The organism is Bartonella schoenbuchensis R1, from assembly GCF_002022685.1.
Lineage (GTDB): Bacteria > Pseudomonadota > Alphaproteobacteria > Rhizobiales > Rhizobiaceae > Bartonella > Bartonella schoenbuchensis.
The window spans coordinates 729,906-752,164 of sequence record NZ_CP019789.1 but is presented as its reverse complement, the minus strand read 5'-3'; the positions used below and the strand labels follow the sequence as shown (position 1 = coordinate 752,164).

At 38.4% G+C, this 22,259-nt stretch carries 22 protein-coding genes and 8 pseudogenes; 24 read left to right on the top strand and 6 right to left on the bottom strand.

Features of this window, described 5'->3' with window-relative positions:
• Window positions 1-28 precede the first annotated feature (28 nt).
• Both BscR1v2_RS03140 and BscR1v2_RS03135 read right to left on the bottom strand, forming a co-directional pair.
• Window positions 29-340 carry an addiction module antidote protein gene (locus BscR1v2_RS03140; protein ID WP_078689709.1) on the bottom strand — a complete coding sequence of 104 codons (312 nt, stop codon included), beginning with the start codon at window positions 338-340 and terminating at the stop codon, window positions 29-31.
• Entirely contained in the window at window positions 327-629 is a 303-nt protein-coding gene (locus BscR1v2_RS03135; protein ID WP_078690285.1) for a type II toxin-antitoxin system RelE/ParE family toxin, read from the bottom strand. The genes BscR1v2_RS03140 and BscR1v2_RS03135 overlap by 14 nt, the downstream gene beginning before the upstream one ends.
• Window positions 630-1,049: 420 nt before the next feature.
• Between BscR1v2_RS03135 and ssb the strand changes: the two genes are divergently transcribed.
• The 16 genes and pseudogenes from ssb (at window position 1,050) to BscR1v2_RS03055 (ending at window position 12,500) form a co-directional block, all read left to right on the top strand.
• Window positions 1,050-1,469, top strand: coding sequence for a single-stranded DNA-binding protein (ssb, locus tag BscR1v2_RS03130; RefSeq protein WP_078690307.1), 420 nt, complete (start codon window positions 1,050-1,052; stop codon window positions 1,467-1,469).
• A gap of 15 nt (window positions 1,470-1,484) precedes the next feature.
• Window positions 1,485-2,021 carry a hypothetical protein gene (locus BscR1v2_RS03125; protein WP_078689708.1) on the top strand — a complete coding sequence of 179 codons (537 nt, stop codon included), beginning with the start codon at window positions 1,485-1,487 and terminating at the stop codon, window positions 2,019-2,021.
• Between the two features lie 105 nt (window positions 2,022-2,126).
• A complete protein-coding gene (relB, locus tag BscR1v2_RS03120) occupies window positions 2,127-2,354 on the top strand; it encodes a type II toxin-antitoxin system RelB family antitoxin (protein ID WP_010703919.1) in 228 nt (75 codons plus the stop codon).
• Window positions 2,338-2,607, top strand: a complete 270-nt coding sequence (locus BscR1v2_RS03115; RefSeq protein WP_010704170.1) for a type II toxin-antitoxin system RelE family toxin — start codon at window positions 2,338-2,340, stop codon at window positions 2,605-2,607. The genes relB and BscR1v2_RS03115 overlap by 17 nt, the downstream gene beginning before the upstream one ends.
• 320 nt (window positions 2,608-2,927) lie before the next feature.
• Window positions 2,928-3,347: a hypothetical protein gene (locus BscR1v2_RS03110; protein WP_078689707.1), complete on the top strand. Its 420-nt coding sequence runs from the start codon at window positions 2,928-2,930 to the stop codon at window positions 3,345-3,347.
• Between the two features lie 42 nt (window positions 3,348-3,389).
• A pseudogene (locus BscR1v2_RS03105) lies at window positions 3,390-4,181 on the top strand (N-6 DNA methylase); the annotation flags it as partial.
• 129 nt (window positions 4,182-4,310) lie between these two features.
• Window positions 4,311-4,886, top strand: a pseudogene (locus tag BscR1v2_RS03100) (hypothetical protein); the annotation flags it as partial.
• A 268-nt stretch (window positions 4,887-5,154) separates the two neighbouring features.
• Window positions 5,155-5,724, top strand: coding sequence for a hypothetical protein (locus BscR1v2_RS03095; RefSeq protein WP_078689706.1), 570 nt, complete (start codon window positions 5,155-5,157; stop codon window positions 5,722-5,724).
• Window positions 5,681-7,614, top strand: a pseudogene (locus BscR1v2_RS03090) (phage terminase large subunit family protein). The gene BscR1v2_RS03095 and the pseudogene BscR1v2_RS03090 overlap by 44 nt, the downstream one beginning before the upstream one ends.
• A gap of 3 nt (window positions 7,615-7,617) precedes the next feature.
• Window positions 7,618-7,875, top strand: coding sequence for a phage head-tail joining protein (locus BscR1v2_RS03085; protein ID WP_010704175.1), 258 nt, complete (start codon window positions 7,618-7,620; stop codon window positions 7,873-7,875).
• Window positions 7,875-9,386, top strand: a complete 1,512-nt coding sequence (locus BscR1v2_RS03080) for a phage portal protein (protein ID WP_153301975.1) — start codon at window positions 7,875-7,877, stop codon at window positions 9,384-9,386. Before BscR1v2_RS03085 ends, BscR1v2_RS03080 begins: the two co-directional genes overlap by 1 nt.
• Window positions 9,376-10,230, top strand: a pseudogene (locus BscR1v2_RS03075) (S49 family peptidase); the annotation flags it as partial. The gene BscR1v2_RS03080 and the pseudogene BscR1v2_RS03075, both read left to right, overlap by 11 nt.
• A gap of 41 nt (window positions 10,231-10,271) precedes the next feature.
• Window positions 10,272-10,703, top strand: a complete 432-nt coding sequence (locus BscR1v2_RS08195) for a hypothetical protein (RefSeq protein ID WP_236829014.1) — start codon at window positions 10,272-10,274, stop codon at window positions 10,701-10,703.
• Complete coding sequence (locus BscR1v2_RS03065) at window positions 10,700-11,065, top strand: head decoration protein (protein WP_078689705.1); 366 nt, start codon at window positions 10,700-10,702, stop codon at window positions 11,063-11,065. The genes BscR1v2_RS08195 and BscR1v2_RS03065 overlap by 4 nt, the downstream gene beginning before the upstream one ends.
• 13 nt (window positions 11,066-11,078) lie before the next feature.
• Entirely contained in the window at window positions 11,079-12,155 is a 1,077-nt protein-coding gene (locus BscR1v2_RS03060; RefSeq protein WP_078689704.1) for a major capsid protein, read from the top strand.
• 1 nt (window position 12,156) lies between these two features.
• Window positions 12,157-12,500, top strand: a pseudogene (locus BscR1v2_RS03055) (head-tail joining protein).
• A gap of 39 nt (window positions 12,501-12,539) precedes the next feature.
• Here BscR1v2_RS03055 and BscR1v2_RS03050 read toward each other — a convergent pair.
• Both BscR1v2_RS03050 and BscR1v2_RS03045 read right to left on the bottom strand, forming a co-directional pair.
• Window positions 12,540-12,821 carry a type II toxin-antitoxin system YafQ family toxin gene (locus BscR1v2_RS03050; protein ID WP_010703932.1) on the bottom strand — a complete coding sequence of 94 codons (282 nt, stop codon included), beginning with the start codon at window positions 12,819-12,821 and terminating at the stop codon, window positions 12,540-12,542.
• Entirely contained in the window at window positions 12,808-13,071 is a 264-nt protein-coding gene (locus tag BscR1v2_RS03045; RefSeq protein ID WP_010703933.1) for a type II toxin-antitoxin system RelB/DinJ family antitoxin, read from the bottom strand. The genes BscR1v2_RS03050 and BscR1v2_RS03045 overlap by 14 nt, the downstream gene beginning before the upstream one ends.
• Window positions 13,072-13,207: 136 nt before the next feature.
• Here BscR1v2_RS03045 and BscR1v2_RS03040 point away from each other — a divergent pair.
• The 7 genes and pseudogenes from BscR1v2_RS03040 to BscR1v2_RS03010 form a co-directional block, all read left to right on the top strand.
• Window positions 13,208-13,739, top strand: a pseudogene (locus BscR1v2_RS03040) (hypothetical protein).
• On the top strand, window positions 13,723-14,508 hold the full coding sequence (locus tag BscR1v2_RS03035; RefSeq protein WP_078689703.1) for a phage baseplate assembly protein V: 786 nt from the start codon (window positions 13,723-13,725) through the stop codon (window positions 14,506-14,508). Before BscR1v2_RS03040 ends, BscR1v2_RS03035 begins: the two are co-directional and overlap by 17 nt.
• Entirely contained in the window at window positions 14,505-14,846 is a 342-nt protein-coding gene (locus tag BscR1v2_RS03030; RefSeq protein WP_078689702.1) for a GPW/gp25 family protein, read from the top strand. Before BscR1v2_RS03035 ends, BscR1v2_RS03030 begins: the two co-directional genes overlap by 4 nt.
• Entirely contained in the window at window positions 14,843-15,667 is an 825-nt protein-coding gene (locus BscR1v2_RS03025) for a baseplate J/gp47 family protein (RefSeq protein WP_078689701.1), read from the top strand. Before BscR1v2_RS03030 ends, BscR1v2_RS03025 begins: the two co-directional genes overlap by 4 nt.
• Window positions 15,668-15,669: 2 nt before the next feature.
• Window positions 15,670-16,578 carry a phage tail protein gene (locus BscR1v2_RS03020; RefSeq protein ID WP_236829013.1) on the top strand — a complete coding sequence of 303 codons (909 nt, stop codon included), beginning with the start codon at window positions 15,670-15,672 and terminating at the stop codon, window positions 16,576-16,578.
• 13 nt (window positions 16,579-16,591) lie between these two features.
• Window positions 16,592-16,885 (top strand): hypothetical protein, encoded by a 294-nt coding sequence (locus BscR1v2_RS03015; protein WP_153301973.1) that lies wholly within the window; start codon window positions 16,592-16,594, stop codon window positions 16,883-16,885.
• Window position 16,886: 1 nt separating this feature from the next.
• A pseudogene (locus BscR1v2_RS03010) lies at window positions 16,887-18,512 on the top strand (DUF4815 domain-containing protein); the annotation flags it as partial.
• A gap of 325 nt (window positions 18,513-18,837) precedes the next feature.
• Here the strand turns inward: BscR1v2_RS03010 and BscR1v2_RS08190 are convergent.
• Window positions 18,838-19,083: a single stranded DNA-binding domain-containing protein gene (locus BscR1v2_RS08190; RefSeq protein WP_257787981.1), complete on the bottom strand. Its 246-nt coding sequence runs from the start codon at window positions 19,081-19,083 to the stop codon at window positions 18,838-18,840.
• 471 nt (window positions 19,084-19,554) lie between these two features.
• Here BscR1v2_RS08190 and BscR1v2_RS03000 point away from each other — a divergent pair, with 471 nt between their 5' ends.
• A complete protein-coding gene (locus BscR1v2_RS03000) occupies window positions 19,555-20,121 on the top strand; it encodes a hypothetical protein (protein ID WP_078689698.1) in 567 nt (188 codons plus the stop codon).
• A gap of 600 nt (window positions 20,122-20,721) precedes the next feature.
• On the opposite strand, the pseudogene BscR1v2_RS02995 reads toward BscR1v2_RS03000, so the two are convergent.
• A pseudogene (locus tag BscR1v2_RS02995) lies at window positions 20,722-21,932 on the bottom strand (multidrug effflux MFS transporter).
• Between the last annotated feature and the right edge of the window lie 327 nt (window positions 21,933-22,259).

The following is a 22,259-nucleotide window of genomic DNA, read 5'->3' as shown; positions in this document are numbered from 1 at the left end:
CCATCTTCTAAAGGTGGGGAGAGGTTCTTTAAGCTTTTTCTAAAGATGTATGTTCTTCATTTTGAATGGGTGTTAGGCTAATTTGCAAATTTAAAGCACTCAAAACATTAAGAAAGGTTGAGAGTTTAGGATCACCTTTGTCGCTTAAAGAGCGATAAAGAGATTCTCTTGACAATCCAGCGTTTTTAGCAATTTTACTCATTCCTTGGTTTTTTGCTATTATCCCAAGAACATGAGCAAGATACTGACTATTTTTAGTTTCAAGAGCGTCTTGTAAAAGAATTTGTTGAGCTTCAGGAGTTTTAAAATACTCACTTGTATCAAATTTAGTGATTTCCATGTTTGAGTTCCTTTACTATTCGCAGGGCTTTTTCGATATCCTTTTGTTGGGTAGATTTATCACCACCATTAAGAAGTAGAATAATTTCTTGCCCTTGTTTTATAAAATAAACCCGATAGCCAGGGCCATGATTTATTTTTAATTCCCCAATGCCATGAAAGAATTTTACATTGCCCAAAAGCCCCGTTTCTATCCTTGCTATCCGTGTTACAATATGCGCTTGTGCAATCTCATCTTTTAAAGAATCTAGCCACTGTATGAAATATTTTGTCTTGTACACTGTAAACATATGTAACTTATAGGATACAGTTGTTACAATGTCAAACATAATTTCTATTTGATGACAGAGAAATTTTCTTAATTATCAAATATGTTTTATTTTAAATTTCCACTGAGGTAGTTTAGAGAGAGTGAGTGCAATTTGTTCTCTGTGACACATGGCTACATTTTCTTCAAAACAAGTAATTGCAATGCGTTTTCTGTTTAAAAAAAGTTGATTGCGCTGGTTTATGATTTGCTTAAAAGCAAACAAATGAAATTATAGCACAAAAAAGCATTTATGCACGGATAAAATAAACAATAAAATGTTTATTTTCAGTTATTTATGCTGTTTTTTCTTTGGAAAAATGCACTGTGTCATGCTATAGTAAAAGCAGCTTTTCATATCCGTATTTCATTTCAATTATTTTCCTTAGAAAAGATAAAAAACATGCTTAATAAAGTAACTTTAATTGGCAATCTCGGTGCCGATCCCGAAAGCAGAACAATGCCATCTGGTGCAGAGGTGGTGAACTTTCGTATAGGCACTTCTCAAAGCTATGTAGATAAAACAACTTCTCAAAGAATAAATAAAACAGAATGGCATTCTATAGTGGTTTTTAATCCGCATTTTGCAAAGGTTGCACTTCAGTATCTAAATAAAGGTTCCAAGGTTTATGTTGAAGGTCAATTACAGACGCGTAAATGGGAAGATAAAAGCGGACAAACACACTACACAACAGAAATTGTCTTACCGCAATATAAAGGTGAACTGAAAATCCTTGATAGTGTTCAAAAGCAAATAATGGCATGGGAGAGCGGTGATCGAGAATATTTAGAAACGACTTTGGATGACAACATCTCGTTTTAATCAGGAGGTTTTCTTATGAAGAAACGTAAGAAACGGGGAAGACCTAGAATAGAAGGTCAAATAAGAGAACCCAATGGACGTATTTCACGTGCAAAAAAGCCTGATAAATCTTCATATCAACAGACACTTGAAATGCGTGCCAAGCGTTATGGGGCGAGTATTCAAGATGCGAAAAATCCGCTTATTGGCACTTATGTAGGGCGGTTATATTTATTGGAAAAAAAGATTAATCAAGATCAGTACGATGCATCACAACAGTATATTCGAGTGTTAAACGATTATCGGTGTGCGAAAGGATTTCCGGGAGTAGTCTATGACGATGTAAATCCTAGTCACGATCAAGACAGTCTTGAGAGATGGGCTGAAATAGCAACTGATCGTTATAAAGCGATGCAAGAGGTTATCAGAGAAGCACAAGGGTTATATCGTCAGTATAACCTTCACGCTGCGTTACAGTATATCGTTATTGAAGATCAACAACTGCCATACCTTGTCAGTTCTCTACGCATGGCTCTCAATGCTCTTCAGAAATATTTTTCGCAAAAGCGTTAAAATAAGATACACAAACTTTCGAAAAAAAAGACATGACGTAAAACGTTTTTCTGTACAATGCGTTATACTTGTATTACAATGAACACAAGAGGTGAGGAATATGCTATGACAATATCTATTCGATTGCCAAGTGATCTTGAAACGCGTTTGAATAATTTAGCCCTTAAAACAGGACGTACAAAGTCTTTTTATTTGCGTGAGATTATTGAACAGGGAATAGAGGAAGCTGAGGATTATTATTTAGCTTCACAAGTAAGAGAACGTGTTCGAAAGGGAGATGCTACTTTTTATAGCTCTGAAGAGGTGAGGAAAGAGCTTGGTTTGGACGATTAAATATGAAAAAAAAGCTCTCAATTTTTTAAAAAAATGTGATAAAAGAGAAGCGCGCCGGATTGTTGATTTTTTAGATAAGCACATTGCCGTCCTTGAAGATGTGCGTGTAGTGGGTAAACCTTTAAGAGGTCCATTATCAGGCTTGTGGAGATATCGTGTGGGAGATTATAGGATATTATGTGATCTCCACGATAAAGAGCTTTTGGTCTTGGTTTTGGCTGTGGGACATAGAAAAAATATATATAAAAACTAAAATAACCATTTGCGCTTAGAAAGTACCATATTTAGGTTGATTGAAATAAAAAATACCAGATTATGATTTTTTAGTTGACATGGGGATATAAATAGTATTTAATGACACTGCGGCGTTAGTTTTATTGCGCCTAAAATTACAGATTTATGTAAATTTTTCTTTTGAGTTTTGTTGTTAAAAGCCCTGCAAATGCAGGGTTTTTTATTAAACAACTCAAATTTAGTCACTCCTATTTATTGACATACACTTATTGACCTCACTCTTCTTTCCTCCTGAGAGTGAGGTCTTTTTTATGTCTCAATCTCTCCAAAGGAATAATTATGGGAAAAGTACAAGTAGTTATCACAAAACCTATGTGTGTTCTTGGTGATAACAAAACAACCGTTCGTTTTGAGCCTTCCACAAAAAGTGAGCCATTCGTTGAGGTTTCTTATCAGGTTTACTGTCGTCTTAAACGCGCCGGTGCTGCCAAAGTTTATCAAGAATGGCTATCACAAAACGTTAATGAAAAACCTAAACCTAATGAGCAAGAGGTTTCTGTAGAAGTTACACAGGTTGTTGAGCAGATTACACAAACGTCTATAGAATCTGACAAACAATCTCAAAAAGAGCCTAATGAGCAAGAAGTCTCTGTAAATGTAGACACTCAAGATGTTGAGCAAACGTCTATAGAATCCGACGAACAATCTCCAAAAGCAAAAACTTCTAAATCCACAACGCGTGCGACAAAGAAAGCTTAAACTGTGAAATCAAATAGCCATGCAAAGCAAGTTGAACGCTTTGCTGAGACTGCTCAAAATTATATCACGCGCTTAACAAGCATTTTAGCAGAGCCAAATACTGAAGTACGGCAAGCCTTTGACAGTTTCTTAGCAAAATTGCGTGATGATTTAAATAACACGACTACAGAAGGCGATGCGATTGAAATGCTTGCACAGCATATTATCATGCTTCCTGTATTTGAAGTGTTGTTTGAAGGGTATCAATTTACTCGTGAAAATCCTGTATCACGTGCTATACAGTGTGTTCTTGATGCGCTTAAGAAAGCTAACTTTGAGCAAGAATCCAAAGATCTTGAGAGCTTTTACGCTGGTGTAAAATTACGGGCCAGTGGAATTACTGATCCACAAGAAAAGCAAAACTTGATTTTAGAGATTTATGAGAAGTTTTTTCGTTATGCTTTTCCACTCACTGCTCAAAAACTAGGTATTGTCTATACTCCTACTGAAGTGGTCGATTTTATTATTAATTCAGTTAATGAGGTATTACAAACTGAATTTGGCAAAACACTTGGTTCACCTGGTGTTAAGATTATGGACCCGTTTACGGGAACGGGAACTTTTATCACACGACTTTTACAATCTGGACTGATTAAAAAAGAGGAGATGGAATATAAGTTCCGTCATGAGATTTATGCCAATGAAATAGTACCGTTAGCATACTATGTCGCGGGCATTAATATTGAAGCCACATATCATAGCATTATGGGTGGAGATTATGTGCCATTTGAGGGGCTTTGTTTAACCGATACATTCCAGCTTTATGAGCGACAGCAGGAAAAAGACCTGCTTACCCCTTAGAATTGTTTCAACGGGTAATTACTGTAAGTCTAGAAACAATGAAAATTGTTCGTCATCTTCCAAAATTGGAAATGAGAGAAGTCGAAAATACTCAAAAAACTCTACACTAAAAAGGCTTAGGTTTTGGGGTTAAAGATCCATGCCAAGTGGTATCTGCAACAAGCAGAAAATACTTTTACTAGTCTTCAAGCACCGCGTCTTCATTGGGCTTTGCGTAATGCCATTAATAGCACAGCAAAGCAGGTTGAACGTTTTGCTGAAAAGAAAGTTGCAGAGGATGCTTCAATTCCACCAAAGCGCGTTAAGAAAGGTATTTATATTAGCGGCAAAGCCACAGCAAAATTTCTTGAAACGGATATCATTGGTTCAGCTTCGCTATTGCCTCTTAAGATTTTTAAGGCAAGGGAAACGAAACGTGGCGTGATTTATAAAATCTTCGGCAAAAGAGAAATTATGCCCCATGGTTTTATTCGGGGAGGAAAATTTCCAGAGCGTGTCAATCTAAAGATGGGAGGACACGTCTTTACAAGAACCTCTGGAGATAGGTTCCCAATTGCAAAACAAGAAGGCACCTCGATTGCTTATGTCATGTCTAAACCAAAGATCTCAAGTTCTATTGAACACCATGCACGTGAGAGGCTAACCAAAAATATACAGAGCCAAATTGCTCGGCAAGAATATATGGTCAATCAAAAGGCCCACGCTCTTAAACTATACCAATTATATACAAACAATATGATGATTTTAATGTTTCAAACCAAATTATCGGAAGAAAAGTTTTTAAAAGGTACTTTCCAGTGGGGTACGTGTGTTGCGGGGCAATCAAGCGCAACATATCGCTAGCGACAGAATTTTTAAATGACTGTACATTGTACACATAAATTATTGGAAAATAACAATTATCATACGCTATCTTCCTTCCATGGTGAGATAGCTTTTAAACCATAACGTTCAATCACGGAAGATTATGAATAAAAAGAACAGACAAGGACTGTCGATTCGTGCTTTTGCGAAGAAGATGGGTGTTTATCCTAATGCAGTTGTTGCTCGTTTTAAAACGGGAAAGTTTGATGAAGCCATTTATGATGACGGTTCTATCAATGAAGAATTAGCCACTGTTCTATGGAATGAGAATCCCACCAAGCAAGCCTATATTGTAGGCGATGATGGAAAACCTCGCACAAAAACAAAGCAGGATTCTATAGAAGGAGCTAACGAATACGAGATAAAACTCAAGAGAATGCAAGTTGCTCTTGAAAGAGAAAAAATTGCTCTTGAGCAGTTACGAGAGACAACTGTTGATCGTGAAGAAATGAAGAAGGCGGTAAGTTGTTTTGCAAGAACCCACCGTGATGCCATGTTGCATTTTCCTCATCGTTACGGTGCGCGTATTGCAGCTCAGGTCGATTGTGATACTGCAAGCCTCATTGGTACCATTGATTACTATATACGAGAAGCTTTACAGGAGGCAGTTGATATTCCTCTTCCTTTTCATGATCAAAACCATCCCGATCATAAGGAGGAGAAAAGTGATTGATACAGTAATTAAGGAAGTTTTTTTAATTGCCAATGAAGCACGTAAACCAGATCCTCCCTATACAGTTTCACAATGGGCAGATAAAAACCGTTATTTGAATACAGTAGCCAGTGCTGAACCTGGATTATGGAGAACTAAACGCACCCCTTATTTACGGGAAATCATGGACAATCTTTCCTCTTACGTACCAGTTGAAACAACGGTAGTAATGAAAGGTGCGCAGATTGGTATGTCAGAGGCTGCGTTAAACTTTTGTGGTTATGCTATTCATCATAGTCCTGGCCCTGCTCTTTATGTGATGCCTACAGTTGATCTGGCTAAGAGAGTGTCTAAGAACCGTCTTGACCCTATGATTGAAGCTAGCCCTGCATTAAGCGAACGTATCTCCCCTGCCCGCGCTAGAGACAAGGGGAATACAATGTTCTCGAAAGAATTTGATGGTGGAACATTGATGCTTACAGGAGCAAACAGTGCTGCTAGTTTGCGATCGATGCCTGTTCGTTATTTGGTCCTTGATGAAGTTGACGCCTATCCGCTGAGTGTTGATAGAGATGGTGACCCATTAACTCTTGCTGAAGAACGCACCTCGTCTTTTGTCAAACGCAAGATTTTTAAATTATCAACACCAACTCATCGTGACATAAGTCGTATAGCTCAAGATTTTGTCTTAGGAGATCAGAGATATTACAATGTGCCTTGTGATGGATGTGGTACGCTTCAGCCCATTGTTTGGTCGCAAATTAAATGGCCAAAAGGGGCTCCTGAAAAAGCTGTGTTTGTTTGTGCGCATTGTGGTCATGAACATGCTGAACATCGTAAAGAAGATTTATTGTCTGAAGAAAGGGGGGCTTGTTGGATACCAACACAAGAGCCAAGCGAGCCTGGTTTGCGCTCTTACCATATTTCAGCACTGTATTCACCTTGGAGAACATGGAAAGAGTGTGTACGCAAATTTTTAAAGGTGAAAAATGATCCTGCGCGTTTACAGGCTTTTGTCAATACTGTTCTAGGTGAACCATGGGAAGATAAATCAGGAGAAGTCATTGATCCGGATAGCTTGTATGCACAACGTGAAGACTATCCTCTTGCCCCTGCTCAAGTAGTCCTCCTTACAGCGGGTATTGATGTACAAAATGATCGCTTAGAGCTTGAAGTTGTGGGCTGGGGGCGTGATGAAGAAAGTTGGAATATTGATTATCAAGTTCTACCGGGTAATCCCTCTTCTCTAGACGTTTGGGATCAGTTGGATGAGTATCTTCAAAAACGATGGCCACATCCTGGTTTCAAAGACGGGATACAAATAGCAGCAGCTTGTATTGATACAGGAGGCAACCATACACAAGACGTTTACAATTATGTGCGTCCTCGTGAAGGAAAGCGTATCTGGGGCATTAAAGGACAAGCAGGACCACGCCCTGTATGGCCACGTCGCCCCAGTAAAAATAACAAAGGACAAATTAATTTATATATCGTTGGTGTTGATTCAGCAAAAAATACCATCACAAGTCGCTTTAAAAATTCAGGTCCTGAAGCGTCAGGAGCTGGTGCAACGCACTTTCATAAAAACCTTGATCGAGAATATTTTGAGCAGCTGACTGCTGAAAAAAGGTGGTCAAATATTTTAAAGGCCATCAGCGAATGGAATGGCATAAAAGTGACACAGCAAGAAACGAGGCTCTCGACTGTAGGGTTTATGCTTATGCTGCCTTACAGGGTCTGATTTTAGCGGGACTTAATCTCAATAAAGAAGTCGACATCTTAGAAGAGCGCTTGAAAAACATTGAAAGCCCTTCAACAGATTCATACTACCCAAAAAGACTAAAACCAGAACCTGAAAAGCAATTTATCAGAACATCGATCAGTGCTTACATGCAAGGGAATAGGGAGTAATTTATGTACGAAAAATCAAACCAAGTGAACTGGAAATACGAAAGACTTGCACAGCTTAAAAAACGACGCGAGCAATTGGAAAACGCACTTTATTCAGGAGCACAATCTGTCCGTCACGGTGATAAGCAAGTCAATCATCGTTCTACTGAAGATATACGCAAAGCCCTTACAATGCTGGCTGAGGAAATAGCAATTCTTGAAGGGTACAAGCCTTTATACCCTTTCTACTCTTTTTATCTTAACACATCACGAGGTTATTAATGATGTCTTCTCTTGTAAATCAAATCAATCATAACCCACATTTTGAAGCCGCAAGCCGTAGCCGTCGATTAAATGGATTTGACCCTGCAAAAAAACACATCAATAAAGCTATTGAAGAATGTGGCGATACAATTGTTGCTCGTTCAAGATGGCTTTACGATAATGAACCCCTTTACGGATCTGCAACGGAAGAATGGGTTTCAGCAGCAGTAAGTGATGGGATTAAGCCCTACCCTAGAATTGAAGGGTTTCAGGAAGAAAAGAAAAAGCTTCTTGATCTTTGGTGGCAATGGGTCGATGAAGCTGATTATGATGAAGATGCTAATTTTTATGGTCTTCAAGCAACAATTGCTCGTGAGGTTTTTTTAACTGGTGAGTGTTTTGTAAGACTACACTATACCGACTTTTATGAGCGCTCACGTGTACCACTTCAATTACAAATTTACCCTTCAGAAATGCTGGACTTAACCTATAACGGACCAGCAGAAACTAAAGGCAACACCATTCGTATGGGAATTGAATTTAATGCAAAGGGTAAGCGTGTCGCTTATCATTTTTGGAAACGTCACCCTCACGATGATCCTCAGATAACTCAGGTATTTACAGGTCAAGAACGCATTAGAGTGCCTGCTGAATTGGTTATTCATATTAAAGATCGCCGCACTGCAGGACAACTGCGTGGATGCCCCAAAGTCACGCGCTGTATGACGAAGATCTTTCAACTTGAAAGTTATGATGATGCAGAACTTGAGAGAAAAAGAACCGCTGCTCTTTTTGCTGTCTTTATCACAGGATCAGACTCTGGTGAGACGATAGCGCCAGACAATCATGGTGAAAATAAATCCGAACCTCCTTCACAAACACTTCCCGACTTGCCAATGACGCCAGGATCAATCAATGTCGTGGATGGCAATAGACAAATTACATTCTCCAATCCTGTAGAAGTTGGAGGTTCTTATGAAGCCTTTCAATATCGCAATAATTTAAAAATTAGTGCAGCTTTAAATATACCTTATGCCATTGTTACAGGTGATGTAACACGAGGTAACTTTTCTAACGTACGCACATCCATTATTCAGTTTAGACGTCACATCAAACAATGGCGTGAAAACATCATCGCTTTTCAATTCAATCGCGTTATTTGGGAACGCTTTGTCCAACTAGCCGTGCTTGCTGGGTGTGTTGAGTTGCCAGGATGGGAAGAAAATCCTTTACCATGGATCCAATGTGAAAGCTTTGCGCCACCACTTGAGATGATTGATCCAAACAAAGACATCTCAGCTGAGAAAGAAGAAATCCGAGCAGGTTTAAAAACACGACGCATGGCACTTGCTGAGCGTGGTTTTGATATTGATACCATTCATGCAGAATTTGAAGAAGAGCAAAAAGACGCACAAGCACGAGGATTATCATTCGACACAGATGGTGAAGATTTTTCTACTGGTTTGAGTAACACTGACGAACCCGATGAAAATGATCACAACAATAAAGCGCATGAAGATGAAGAATAACATTGATATGCCCTTTTTGGTTTCACGACTTTTTAATGTACCGCATATGCTCGCCCCTACAAAGTTTGATGTCATTCTCAATTTAATGACACCACGCCTTTTTGAGGGAAATAAATTTTCCCCTGGGGCATTTTCTCAAGAGGATTCTATCTTTCAAGCTCCTCCAGAAACTTATGTGGTTAAAAATCATGTCGCTATTCTTCCGGTTCATGGCACGCTTGTGCGTCGTGGTGCGTGGCTTAGTGCTGCGTCAGGATTAACTTCTTACAATGGTCTGCGCGAGGCTTTTCAAGAAGCCATTGGGCAACCTGATGTTCGTGCAATTTTACTGGATATTGATAGTGGCGGCGGCGAAGCAGGTGGTGTTTTTGATTTAGTTGACGCGTTTCGTGCGCTTTCACAAGAATACAATAAACCCATCTGGGCACATGCTAATGAAATGGCCTGTTCAGCAGCTTATGCCATTGCTTGTGCGGCTTCTCAAATTTGGGTTGCACGCACGGGTATTGTTGGATCAATTGGGGTTGTGTGTGCTCACCTTGATCAGTCCCGTGCTGATGAAATGGACGGATATAAATGGACTTTTGTCTATGAAGGAGATCACAAAGTTCACGGTAATCCTCACGAGCCATTGGCTGATAAAGCCCTTGAAAAGATGCAAGCAGATTGTGCGCTTCTCTATGACATGTTTGTCGATTTAGTTGCACAAAACAGACCTACAAGTGCTCAAGCGATCCGCGACACGAAAGCAGAGACATTTATAGGCACCCAAGCTGTAGAGCTTGGGTTAGCAGATGCGCAAGGCACATTTGCACAAGCTTTGGAAGCTCTAACCGCTTCCATTCAATAATCATGAATATGAAATCAAACAAAGGAATTAAATATATGGTGAATCTATTACGGACAAGATATCGCGCCAAAGATGATGGTGAGCTTTCTGTACAATCATCTGCAGGAGAGGAAAGCGAAAAAATTGAAGCTTCTGCAGAAGTAAGCGCTGTTGACATTGGTGTTAACGCTGAGGTCTTTAATGAAGACAAGGATGCAGGTATTCAAGCGGCACTTGAACAAGAAAGAAAGCGTGCTCAGAGCTTTATGACTCTGGAAAAGCAAGCTCAGCGTCTAGGTGTTTCTTTTAATGCTGCACAAGCTATTCAAGATGGTATGAGTTTAGAGGAAGCAAAGAGCATTATTCTAGCTAATGCTACGTCACAAAGCGAGGCTTTAGCCGTATCGCCTTATGCACCCCATCCGGAAGGAAACACTCAAGCAAATATTTATGCAAAATGGGATAAAGTTTGGAGCACAATACAATGAGTAAAGTTTTTTATGAAGGCCCTCGTAATAGCGCTTATCTTGGGCGTTATGATCCTGACATGTCAAACGAGGAAGTAATCTTTGCACAAGGAGATGAAGTTGTAGCGGGAACCGTCATGGGGCTTGTGACATCAACGGGTAAATATGTGCCGTTTAATCCTGATGCATCAGATGGCAGTGAAATTCCAGCGGGAATTTCTTATGCCAATGTTGATGTATCACAAAGCGATCAACGTGCAACGATTACAGTGCGTTTATGCACAGTAAAAAAATCTGAACTGATATGGCCTGACAAAATTGACGAAAAGAAAAAGGAAACTGCCATTCAGATCTTAGAAAAAAATAACATTCTATTGCGATAGGAGACATACAAATATGGATATAAGTTTTTTTAATCACAACGCATTCTCAATGGCAACAATGATGAAAGCGATTGAGAATTACGCGTTTAAACCTGATCTGATTGGTTCACTTAACCTTTTTGAGGAAGTTGAGACAAACAAGACAACAGTTGGCATTGAGAGACGTGACAACAAATTATCACTCATTCCAACAAGTGAACGCGGCTCACCTTTAATAGAAGCAGGTAGAGATAGTCGCAACGTTCGGTTTTTTCCAACAACACGTATTGCTAAAAGCGACACAATAAAGGCGGAAGAAATTCAAGATCGGCGAGAATTTGGTACAGAAGATCAGCTTGAAACAGCGATGAAATTTATCGCTAAAAGGCAAAAGAAGCTGATTGAGGAAATTGAACTGACTTGGGAAAATATGCAGCTTGGAGCTATCCAAGGTATTGTTCTCGATGCTGATGGATCAGTGCTTTATGATTGGTATAAGGAATGGGGGATCACACCACCAGAGCCTATTGATTTTAAACTAAATGAGGACACAACCGATGTTTCTTATATGGTTAATCAAATTCGCATCAAGATGGTTAAAGCTTCAGGCAATACATTTTCCACTCGTTCACGAATTATTGGGTTTTGTGGAGATGAATTCTTTTTCAAGTTAAAAAATCACAAAACAATTCGTGAAACTTATCTCAACACATCTTTAGCACAAACATTAAATAGTACAGCAGGTATCGCAACGCCTGGAGCTATTGAATTAGGAAGCTTTGGAAGTTTTGATTTTGCTGGTGCGACGTTTGTTAATTACTGCAACATTCATGATTATAATATGAATACTAAATCCAAGACAAAACGAAGCATAGGTATTAAGCCTGATGAATGTCAATTTGTTCCTGTTAATGTGCCTGGTGTATTCCAAAAAACATTTGCTCCAGGTGAAAGTTGGAAGGTTGTTAATACAGTCGGTAAACCTCTTTATCCTACACTTGTTATAGATCGCGATAATGACGCGTGGGTGAGAGCTGAAGTATACAGTTATCCACTCTTCATTTGCGCGCGTCCTGAAATGCTCTTCAAAGCAGTAGTGAAAGCACAATAAAATGCAATGGTATGGGCTGCTCAGTCAAATGATTGAAGATGTACGCGACACTTTTGGGCAGCCCGTTATCTATACACGAAAGAAAACAGGGCAATCTTTTCATATCATAGCGATTTATAGCATTAAGCATGCAGAGCCAGAAGCTGGGGAAGAGTAAAAACAACAATCCCAAGAAAAGAACTTGATGTTTGCATCAATGATATTGGAGGCGTGCTTCCTGAACTAGGAGATCGTATTGTTCTTCTTGCTTCTCAAGAGAATTTTTCTGTCGCAAATGTACAAGCTTCGGAATCAAATATGTATAAGCTTATCCTTCGTGAGGACGCTGTGTCTGATGTAAAGTAAAAATTATTATTTAAAACAAAAAGGAGATCGATTCTTCAATCATAAATCAAGTTCAGAATGAGAACCAAGACGTACCAAAACCAATCTATCCTGACTGATTAAACGATAAATCAATACCAAATCAGGTCGAATATGACAGTCTCGGTAATCACTCCAATTTCCGGTTAATGCATGATCATGATGCCGCGGTTCTAACGGTTGGTCATTGGCTAATGCTTCAATAATTTTGCGCAAATCACTCTCTAAAAGGTGGCGATACCTTCCTTTCATTTCACGTTTGAAATCACGTTTGAAAATAGTAGTACGCTCAATCGTCCGCATACAAATCATCAAATAATTCGTCTACTGAATTAAACTTTTTTAAACCACCTGTTTCGAGTTCAGCAAAGGCTTCCAATGTTTCTGCATTAGGTTGAAACAACACTGATGGAATAGCTTTATCTTGCGCGATACGGGTCATCAATACTCTAACTACATCACTCACTGACAAACCAGAGGCCTGAATGACCTGACTAGCTACATTCTGAATATCTTCTGGGACACGTGCTTGAACCATACGACTAGTAACCATAACAGTCTCTCCTAACTCATTTGTATTGCACTGTAATACAATATAATACAATTGATATTTAATTTCAAACACAGCGTTGTCTTGTTATTTTAACAGAAAGTACTTTTACCTATTAGACAATATAACAGGATTTAAGATGCATCCACGAGAGACGATAAGAGAAACGTTTGTTGAGTTGATTAAAGCTGGCAAGACATCGGCTGGTGATGAAGTTTACAATATGCGAGACTTTAATTTCTCTACTGGAGATCACCCATTTGTTAATGTATCAACCCAAAGCGAAACAATAGAAGATGGGCACGATTATGGGGCAAGACGACGTATTTTAACGGTTGATGTTGAATGCTATGACACAAGAGAAAATGGAGCACGTTTTGTTGATCAATTAGCTTGGGAAATTGAAGCGATTTTCCATAGCAATCCTAGTCTTAACAACACAGTTGAAAACTGTCGCTTACAAAACATTGCCATGGCCTTTGGTGATAATGGCTCCTTAGCATTGCATGGTTCTATTTTAACCTTTGAAGTCACTTATGTAACCAATATCCCTTCTGAAGAAGAAGATGCTGCCTTTTTTGAGCCTTGTGTAGGCTTTGATCCCGATACAGGTCTTAACAATAAGGATCAATATCAAACCACTGGAAATTCCCCATGTTAGAGCGGCGTGATAGCGAAATTACAGATTTAAAAAGGCGTGTGGCAAATATGGTTATGGTAGGCAAGATTAGCCACGTTGATCATAAAAACGCACGCTATCGTGTTCAAAGTGGTAATATTGTAAGTGATTGGATTCCAGATACACAGGCCCGTGCAGGAAAAACTCGTTCCTATGAAGGGCGTGATGTGGGCGAGCAAGTCATTGTCCTTTCCACATCAGGTGATTTATCACAAGGGATGATTATTGGCTCTATTCATACAGATGCCAATCAAGCAGCTGATAAGGGCAATATCCATACAACCATATACCCTGATGGCACAACGATTGAATATGATGATGAGACAAGCACTTATTCATTGACGATTAAGTCAGAAGGAAAATTCATTTTAACGATATCCGATGGCGTTTCCATGAAAGGTGAAGGGGGTGAATTAGAAATCACCGCTCCGGATGGTATAAAGATTATTTCAGAAAGTGATATGACTTTAAAGGCAGATGGAAACATGACACTAGAGGCACAAGGAGATGTTTCTATCAAGTCAAGTGATGGAGTTTCTCTTGAGTCAGGCAATGATATGTCACTCAAATCAAGTGGTAGTGCATCCCTTGAGTCAGGCAGCCATATGTCCCTTAAATCAAGTAGTGGCACCTCTCTCAAAGCGGGTGGTGAGGTGTCTGTTAAGTCAAGTGGGTTAAAACATAATAGCGTTAACGTCGGAAGCGGCCATAAACACCCTGGTGTTACACCTGGTGGTGCTATGACGGGAGGCCCCATTTGAGTATAGGAATGAATTGTGAAACAGGCAAATCCATGATCGGGCTTGACCACTTGCGTCAGTCCATCATGGATATTTTAATGACGCGGATAGGTACACGGGTTATGCGTCGTGATTACGGATCACGTGTTCTTGATCTGATTGATGATCCGGTCAATGAAACCTTTAAGGTGGCCATTTATGCAGCCGTTGCAGAGGCTTTAGATAGATGGGAGCCTCGTTTTAAGCTTAAACAAGTGAATTTAACTTCTGTTGAAGAGGGAAAAATTTCCATATCTTTTGAAGGAATTTACGTCCCTTCAGGAAAGCCAATAACTATGGAAGGATTACAGATAGGATGAATGAGGATTTCATAAAACCAGAAATCATTCCAGAGCTTTCTATTGAAGAAATACGTGCTGCCTCTCTTGAGAGTTTAAAACAGCTTTTGCCTAATTACACACCTTTGGAAAGTGATCCAGCAGTTAAAATCATTGAGGTTGCAAGTTATAGGGAGTTTTTATTAAGGCAGCGTATTAATGAGGCTGCACGTAATACCGTTCTTGACTTTGCCAAGGGGGAAGCTCTTGATGCTTTAGGGCAATGGCATGGTGTTGAACGCTTGGAGGGTGAAAGTGATGACAGTTATCGTGAACGCATTAAGCTTCGTGTACGGGCTGGTAAAGGGGGTGGAACAGAGCCTTATTACAGATATTTCGCCTTATCAGCAGATAACCGTGTGAAGGATGCGATCATTTATCGAAAAGGGAGAAATCCTACTATTCACGTGGCTATTTTTGGCAAGAATGAACAAGGAACAGCCAGTGAGGATTTATTACAAAGAGTCAAAGAAGTGCTGACGGATAAAAGCGTGATTATGACGAATGATACAATTGAAGTTCACGCTGCAGTAACAACAGTTTTAGATTTAGAAGCAGATGTTTGGCTTTTACCTGAAATTTCTTTAGAGATCTTAACACAAATGGAGGCAAATTTACGGGCAGCTTGGAAGAAAGAGCAAGCCCTTGGTCGTGAATTGAGTTCATCATGGTGGATTTCAAAACTGATGATCCCTGGTGTGCAGAAAGTCATTGCTGTTACCCCTACGCATGATACTGCCGTCTCCAGTGAAGAGGTTTTAGCCATTGGTAAAGTAACACTCAACTTCAAAGGTCGTCTATAGTAATGCTTGGGTGCTTACTTCCAACAAACACAACAAAATTTGAAAAGCGCCTTGCCGATGCTTGTGACTTTCATAAAAGTATTGAAGATTCAATCAATTTTATCTCTCGTGCAAAGCTTGATATCATAGACCCAAGCTTCTTGCCATGGTTGGTTGAAGAATATGGGCTTGGAGAACTGACATCTTATGTTCCAGACTTCTATGTTTTGCTTGAAACGGGACCTGGGTGGCAGCGGGTACGTGGATCTTTAGCAGCTATTGATAAAGGGCTTGAATGGTTAGACCTTAGTGCACATTTCGTAGAGGCATGGCCAGAGCGAAAATGGTGGAATTCATTTCAGCTTTATTTTGATCAATTGCCCGATACAGACAAAATTAAAGCCATTGAAGGGATTGTCAAGCTTTCTGAATGTTTACGCTCTGATTTCTGGCGTGGTGTTCATGGTTATGACGCCCCCATTGTAGAGGGGAATATATCTCGCTTAGATGACAGCATATTTGACTCTCAAAGTGGTGCGTGCGCGACAGAAGGTGGCACAGTATTTTCCTTTGGGCGTTCTACAGAAATAAGCCTTACTTTAACTGAAGAAGACGGAAAGCTCATTGGCAATTGGATTGATGATCAAGAAGAGCTCGTTTGGGAAGGTTTGGATTACTCATGGGATAGAGCCAATTTCCCTTGGGGTTCAGCACAAAAAAGCGAACATAACCTATTGAATTTTGTTGATGATGAGGATGATGAGTTCAGCTGGAAAAGTTTAGATTATCCATGGAATGAAGCAAATGTTCCTTGGGTATCAGATCAAAAAAATGGGCGCGATATATTGATGGCGGATTGGTTTAAAGGTCGCACCCTTTATCTGGCTTTAAGAGATAACGATGATAAGCTGATTGGGTTATCGAAGATGTAACATTGTCCAGCAAGTGACAAGAGTTTCAGATGGAGTTTACAGTCATTCAGGTCATCACTTTACACCATTTATAAAGGGTACAAAAGTTTTGCTTGCTGCACGAACGCAATTTCATGATGTTGATAATAAACAAGCAGCATCTGTCTCTATTTTTGTTCATGCGACCCCTGCAAAACACATTTCGCCTGGCAAACTGTGGTTAAAACCTGATGAGCTTATCGGTGGCGTGGAGATTCTTAAAACCCCTATTTCTCTATCTTTACGTAAAGATATTCGTGAACAATTCAAAATTTTATTGAGGTTTTAATATGGAGCATGAAAGCGGTTTACCGTTTGCAATTGACCGATCTGTAGGTAAAGACGAGCAACAAAGTGTTGTATTCTATGGAGAGCGCCCTTTTATTCAAAGTGCAGAACTCAATGAAGTTCAAACCATTATTCGCGGCCGTCATGACCGTTTAGGAAGACTTGTGGCCAAAGAAGGTGACCGTATTGAGCGTGCAGATGCTTTTGTTGATCAAGAAAACAAAAAAGTTACTTTGACAGAGGGAAAGATCTTTATTGCAGGTGATATCTTCCCTGTATCAGAAGCCATTTTAAACAATATTCCCATGCTTGGACGTGTGGAGATTGGTGTAAAGCTTCAAAAACAATGGATAACGCATGAAGATGATCCACAATTATTAGGTCAAATTCCAGGCACATTGGCAGAAGGTGAACCAGGAGCAGCAAGGGAAACAGCAAAGCTTGTATGGGCTTTGGAAAATGACGAACAAGAAGGTGTTTTCTTCCCTGTCTATATCTTACAAGATGGTACTTTGATTGATCAAAAGCCCCCTTCATTGTTAGAACCTGCTTTGCAAGCTATTGCAACTTATGACCGTGCTCATGGGCATTATATTGTCAATGGTTGTCGGGTGACAGCCTTAGGACAAAATGACGGCAAACAAATATTTAGTATAGAAGAAGGTGAAGCCAATATTAATGGCTTTAAACATAAACGCCTTGCTGCTTTAAGGCATGAAGAGCCAGAAGACTACTGTGAAGGTATAGTGCCAAGTGAAACACATCTCTTTACATCCAAGAAAGCCAAGGCAACTAAATCGGAGAAGGCAAGCTTTACGTTTGAAACTTATTATTTTCCCATCGCAACTGTTCACTCTATTTTACTCACAAAAGAAAAGACCACTAATGTCACACGTGGTGCAGTAGCATCAGGGCGTGATGGTGTTCCCGATAAAAGTATTGTGAGTTTTGTTAAGGTGACTCAGGATAAAAAGGAATTTAAAGAAGGCGTAGACTTTAAAAAGACGGGTGATACGATTGACTGGTCTTTATCCGGTGATGAACCTAAACCAGGTAGCACTTATGAAGTCACCTATCATTATCGTGCAAAGGTGAATGCTGATAAGATTACAGCACGAGAAATTACTGTCTTAGATGGTGCTGAAGGTGGAGATATTATTGTCAGTTACACCTACAAACTGCCTCGTATTGACCGCATAGGCTTAAATGCTCAAGGAAATGTAGTTTATATTCAGGGGATTTCAGCAGACAATCCCATAGCACCTAGTGTTCCTGATGATATCTTATCGCTTGCAACGATCACAAACAATTGGCTTGATTATCCACATGTCGATAATAATGGCACGCGTGTTGCCCCTTATGCTGAAATGTGGCGCTATTTTAACCGTGTTCTTGATCTTGATCGGTTGTTACAGCTTGAAAAGATTAAGAGTAATGTTGATTCAAAAGAACCTGTCTCCAAAAAAGGGATGATTGCTGATCCTTTTCTTGATGATAGCCTTCGCGATGAAGGAATAGAACAAACGGGTGCAATAGGTCATGGTTTATTACGCCTTGCCATTGAGCCTACATTTTACTACGCTACCTTAAATGAGCCTGTCACCCTTGATTGGGAGAATGAAGTAATCCATTGTGATTGAATCACCCGCTGTTTTTCCTGATTCATCCTCAACTTGGATGATGCTATTTTTACCTTTCCCATAAGTGGTGTAATGGGCAATGCTTTTAAAATTTCTGTATTGAGCTCCTTAGCAAAAACGCTAATTGCTAATGGGTCATTGATATCTATTTGTGTTGTAGCCATTTTTAAAAATACCTTTCTTTGTTTTGTTTAAAAAAATGCCGCATTTGTGCGGCATAATCAAGCAACATCACCTGGTTATCTTTAGTGAGCTAAGGTGCATATCTTTTACATGCCCGCTCATAACTTATTCAAACTTTTTAGAATTTTGCTCAATCCATGCTACAAATTGAGCTTTTGTCATAGAGTAAAGCCTTCTCTTGACAAAAATCATCATCATTTTCTCTGCACAGTAGCTTTAATTTACCCTTATATGGCGGCAAGACAATTCCCGTTATGTAACGTTCTTGTCCATTTTTACCTTGCCATTCGTGCGTTTGTAATTGATCTTTAATACAGTAAACTCTGGAGCCTTTGTTGAGATATTGCGGCACAATCTTTGAAAAATGTAGAAAAATTACGACAGAATGTCATTCTGTTTTCTCTATTCTTTATTCTTTGACCTATATATCTTTGAAAGTGGTTATACAAAAGTTCACCCTTTCTACTCTAGATGCCATAGATTATTCCTTTTGAATGATTGAGATATAAAAAAGACCTCACTCTCGAGAACAAAGAGAAGGTCAATAAATCGTCAATCAATAAAAACGAATAAACTTGATATTTTTAACAAAGAACCCCGCATTTGCAGGGCTTCTAGCAATATAGTAAAAAATAAAAATAGTATTGTTACTGTAATTTTTGGCACAATAAAACTCGTATCGTAATGTCATTAAATACTGTATTCTTTTACCCCTGTCAACTAAAAAATCACGATCTAGTATACTTTTATCTCAATCAATCTAAATTAGTGTAAATTGCTCCCTTTCAACGAATCGATTATACGGTAGTAAAAAATTACTGATTAACCAAAAGGTGGGGAGAATATCATGATACGTATCGTCAAATTTATAGTTTTATTACCCGCCTTAGTGATATTTGGATGTACCAATGTAAATGATTTAGATCAGTATAATGCGCTTTATGACAAATATGTGAGTAAAAAATACAAAAATTTAGAACACTACGAAAAAATGCAAAAAGCATCAGCATATATATACTCTCGTGGTTATAATAACTTCTTTTCAAGATTTCATTTAGTACGACATCGTCACATACTTATTACTCTGTGTGGGCGTTATGCAAATTTATTACAGGGTGATTATAATAAAGAAATGTCATGGACAAACTTGCCAGCATATATACGTACACTACGCTATGACTATAATTGGAAAGAAAATGCTTTTATTTCGGCACAAAATTTTAAAGATCCAATGTTTAAGTATGCAGAAAAATTTCTTACTTCTCCTGATGGTATGACCCCAGAAACGCAAATGGCAGATCTAGTGTCTACAATAGATGTAGCAATTACTACACCTGCTTATAGTGAAATTATTAAAAAGGTTCCACAATTTTGTACAGATATTCAAAGAGTATACGATATGATGGAGCCATAATATAAGTTAATAGTTGTAAATAATATCAATTATTAAATATTTTTAATGGAGGATACAAAGATATGATGTTAATTTTAAAATAGTCGAAGCATTTGCCTTAACTTTATATATATTCTTCCTGTATCCAACAGCCAAAACTAACACAACAAACTCCTTATCATAGGAAGTTACAGAGTATCCTGTAATCTCCTGCATGATGCTTCTATAAACCTAATAATTGACCTCTGGACTTACCCATTGCACATACATTTTCGAGAGGAGCAATGTATTGACATAAAAATTATAATCCGCCGTGCTTTTTACTTTATTTTTAAAAATTGGGAACTTTTTTCATATCTATCGTCCAAGCCAAGCTCACGCCGCACCTCCTCAAAGTTATAAAAAGCATCTCCATTCCAAACACGCTCTTTCACTTATCAAGCTAAGTAATAATCCTCCGCTTCCTTTATTCCGTGTTTAATAATCTCTTGCAAATAAAAAGCTTCGTAACATCCTATTTAACAGCTAAATTACTCAAACGTGTTCAAAATTGCTTGTAACCGAAAAAATTGAAACTTCCTCACAAAGCAAAAATTTTCCCATTGTATCCTTTAAGTTAGCTTACGATTTTATCTCCAAAGTCATAAAATAATGCGCTCTTCGAATATAAATGATAAAACCTACTAGGCAATATGTAGCCAATAAAATTGCTACAATCCATGGAATATGTCCAGATATTTTTCCGATAATTGCGGTACTCAATGCAGCGCTACCCAATTGCAAAGCTCCCATAACGCCAGATGCTGCTCCAGCAGCGTGTGAATGAGATGAAATGGCCAATGCAGTTCCCAACGGCAATAAAAAACCATTACCAAAAGTAATAATAGAAATAGTTATTAAACTTGTCACAAGTGGCCATGGGCTTACAAATATTTGTAAAGTAAACAACATTCCCCCTATGACAAAATAATATATCCACGCCGTATAGTTTGTTCCATAGCCTCTCTCTTGAGAAACCTTCTCGCTACTAAATTACCCAAGATATAAGTTAAAGAAACACCAATGTAACTATAACCAATGTAGGCGGACGACAAACCTAAAGCTGTTAGTAAAAAAGGCGATTCTACGATATAAGCAAAATAAGTCACGTAAGCAAAACACGGAATAAGTGCATAAAAGAGAAACTGTTTATTTTTTAAAACCCCAAAACTATTCTTAATGAGTCCTACAGTAGTAAAAGATTGACGTTTTATAGGAGGTAAAGTTTCTGTCAGTACAAAGCAACATAACACAATAGTTAAGAGTATAAAAAGACTTAAAAAGATAAAAGTCGCCTGCCAATGAAAAGTCTGTAATAATATTCCCCCAATGAACGGTGCTAGTGCTGGCGATGCCCCCACAAACGGAAAAATAACTAGATAAAGTTTCCCTGCTTCTTTTTTATCCAACAAATCATTGATAATAGCGCGGCTCAAAACAATCCCTGCACAAGCTCCAAGACCTTGCAAAAAACGCAATACAAGTAAAGCCTGGAGAGTATCTGTATAAATTATACCAAGTGTTGCAAACAGCCATAAAAACAAACCAAATAAAAGTGTCTTTTTACGCCCAAAATTATCGCTAAAAGGCCCATAAATTAGTTGCCCAGAAGCTAACGCCAATAAAAAAATCGCTATTGCATTTTGGATTTGAGATTCAGTAACTTGATAATGATAACGCATATCTCCAAGTGCAGGCAAAAAGATATCCGTAGAAATCAAACCACCTACTGATAAACACACAATAAGTATAATAAATAGCAATGTAGGTTTATAAGTAGGTTTATAATTCATCAAAAATGTACTTTATAAGTTAAAACTCACTTTATTATAATATTTTTATAATCATTTAAATTGTATTTATTTTTTATCCACAAATGAAATACTTATCATAATATATTAATTTTATTTAAGCATAATTACTTTTTATTATTCTGTTAACAAACAATAATTTATATTTTTTCAAATTCACTATAATGAATTCAATTCATAGTGTATTATTATATACTTTAATAATTGAATTTAAGGGAAAATAACACTATAAATTTCAAGGTTATAAGTAATTATCCATCATTATTAAATGATCTCTAAATAAAAAGAACAGTTTTATTTATAATCAGT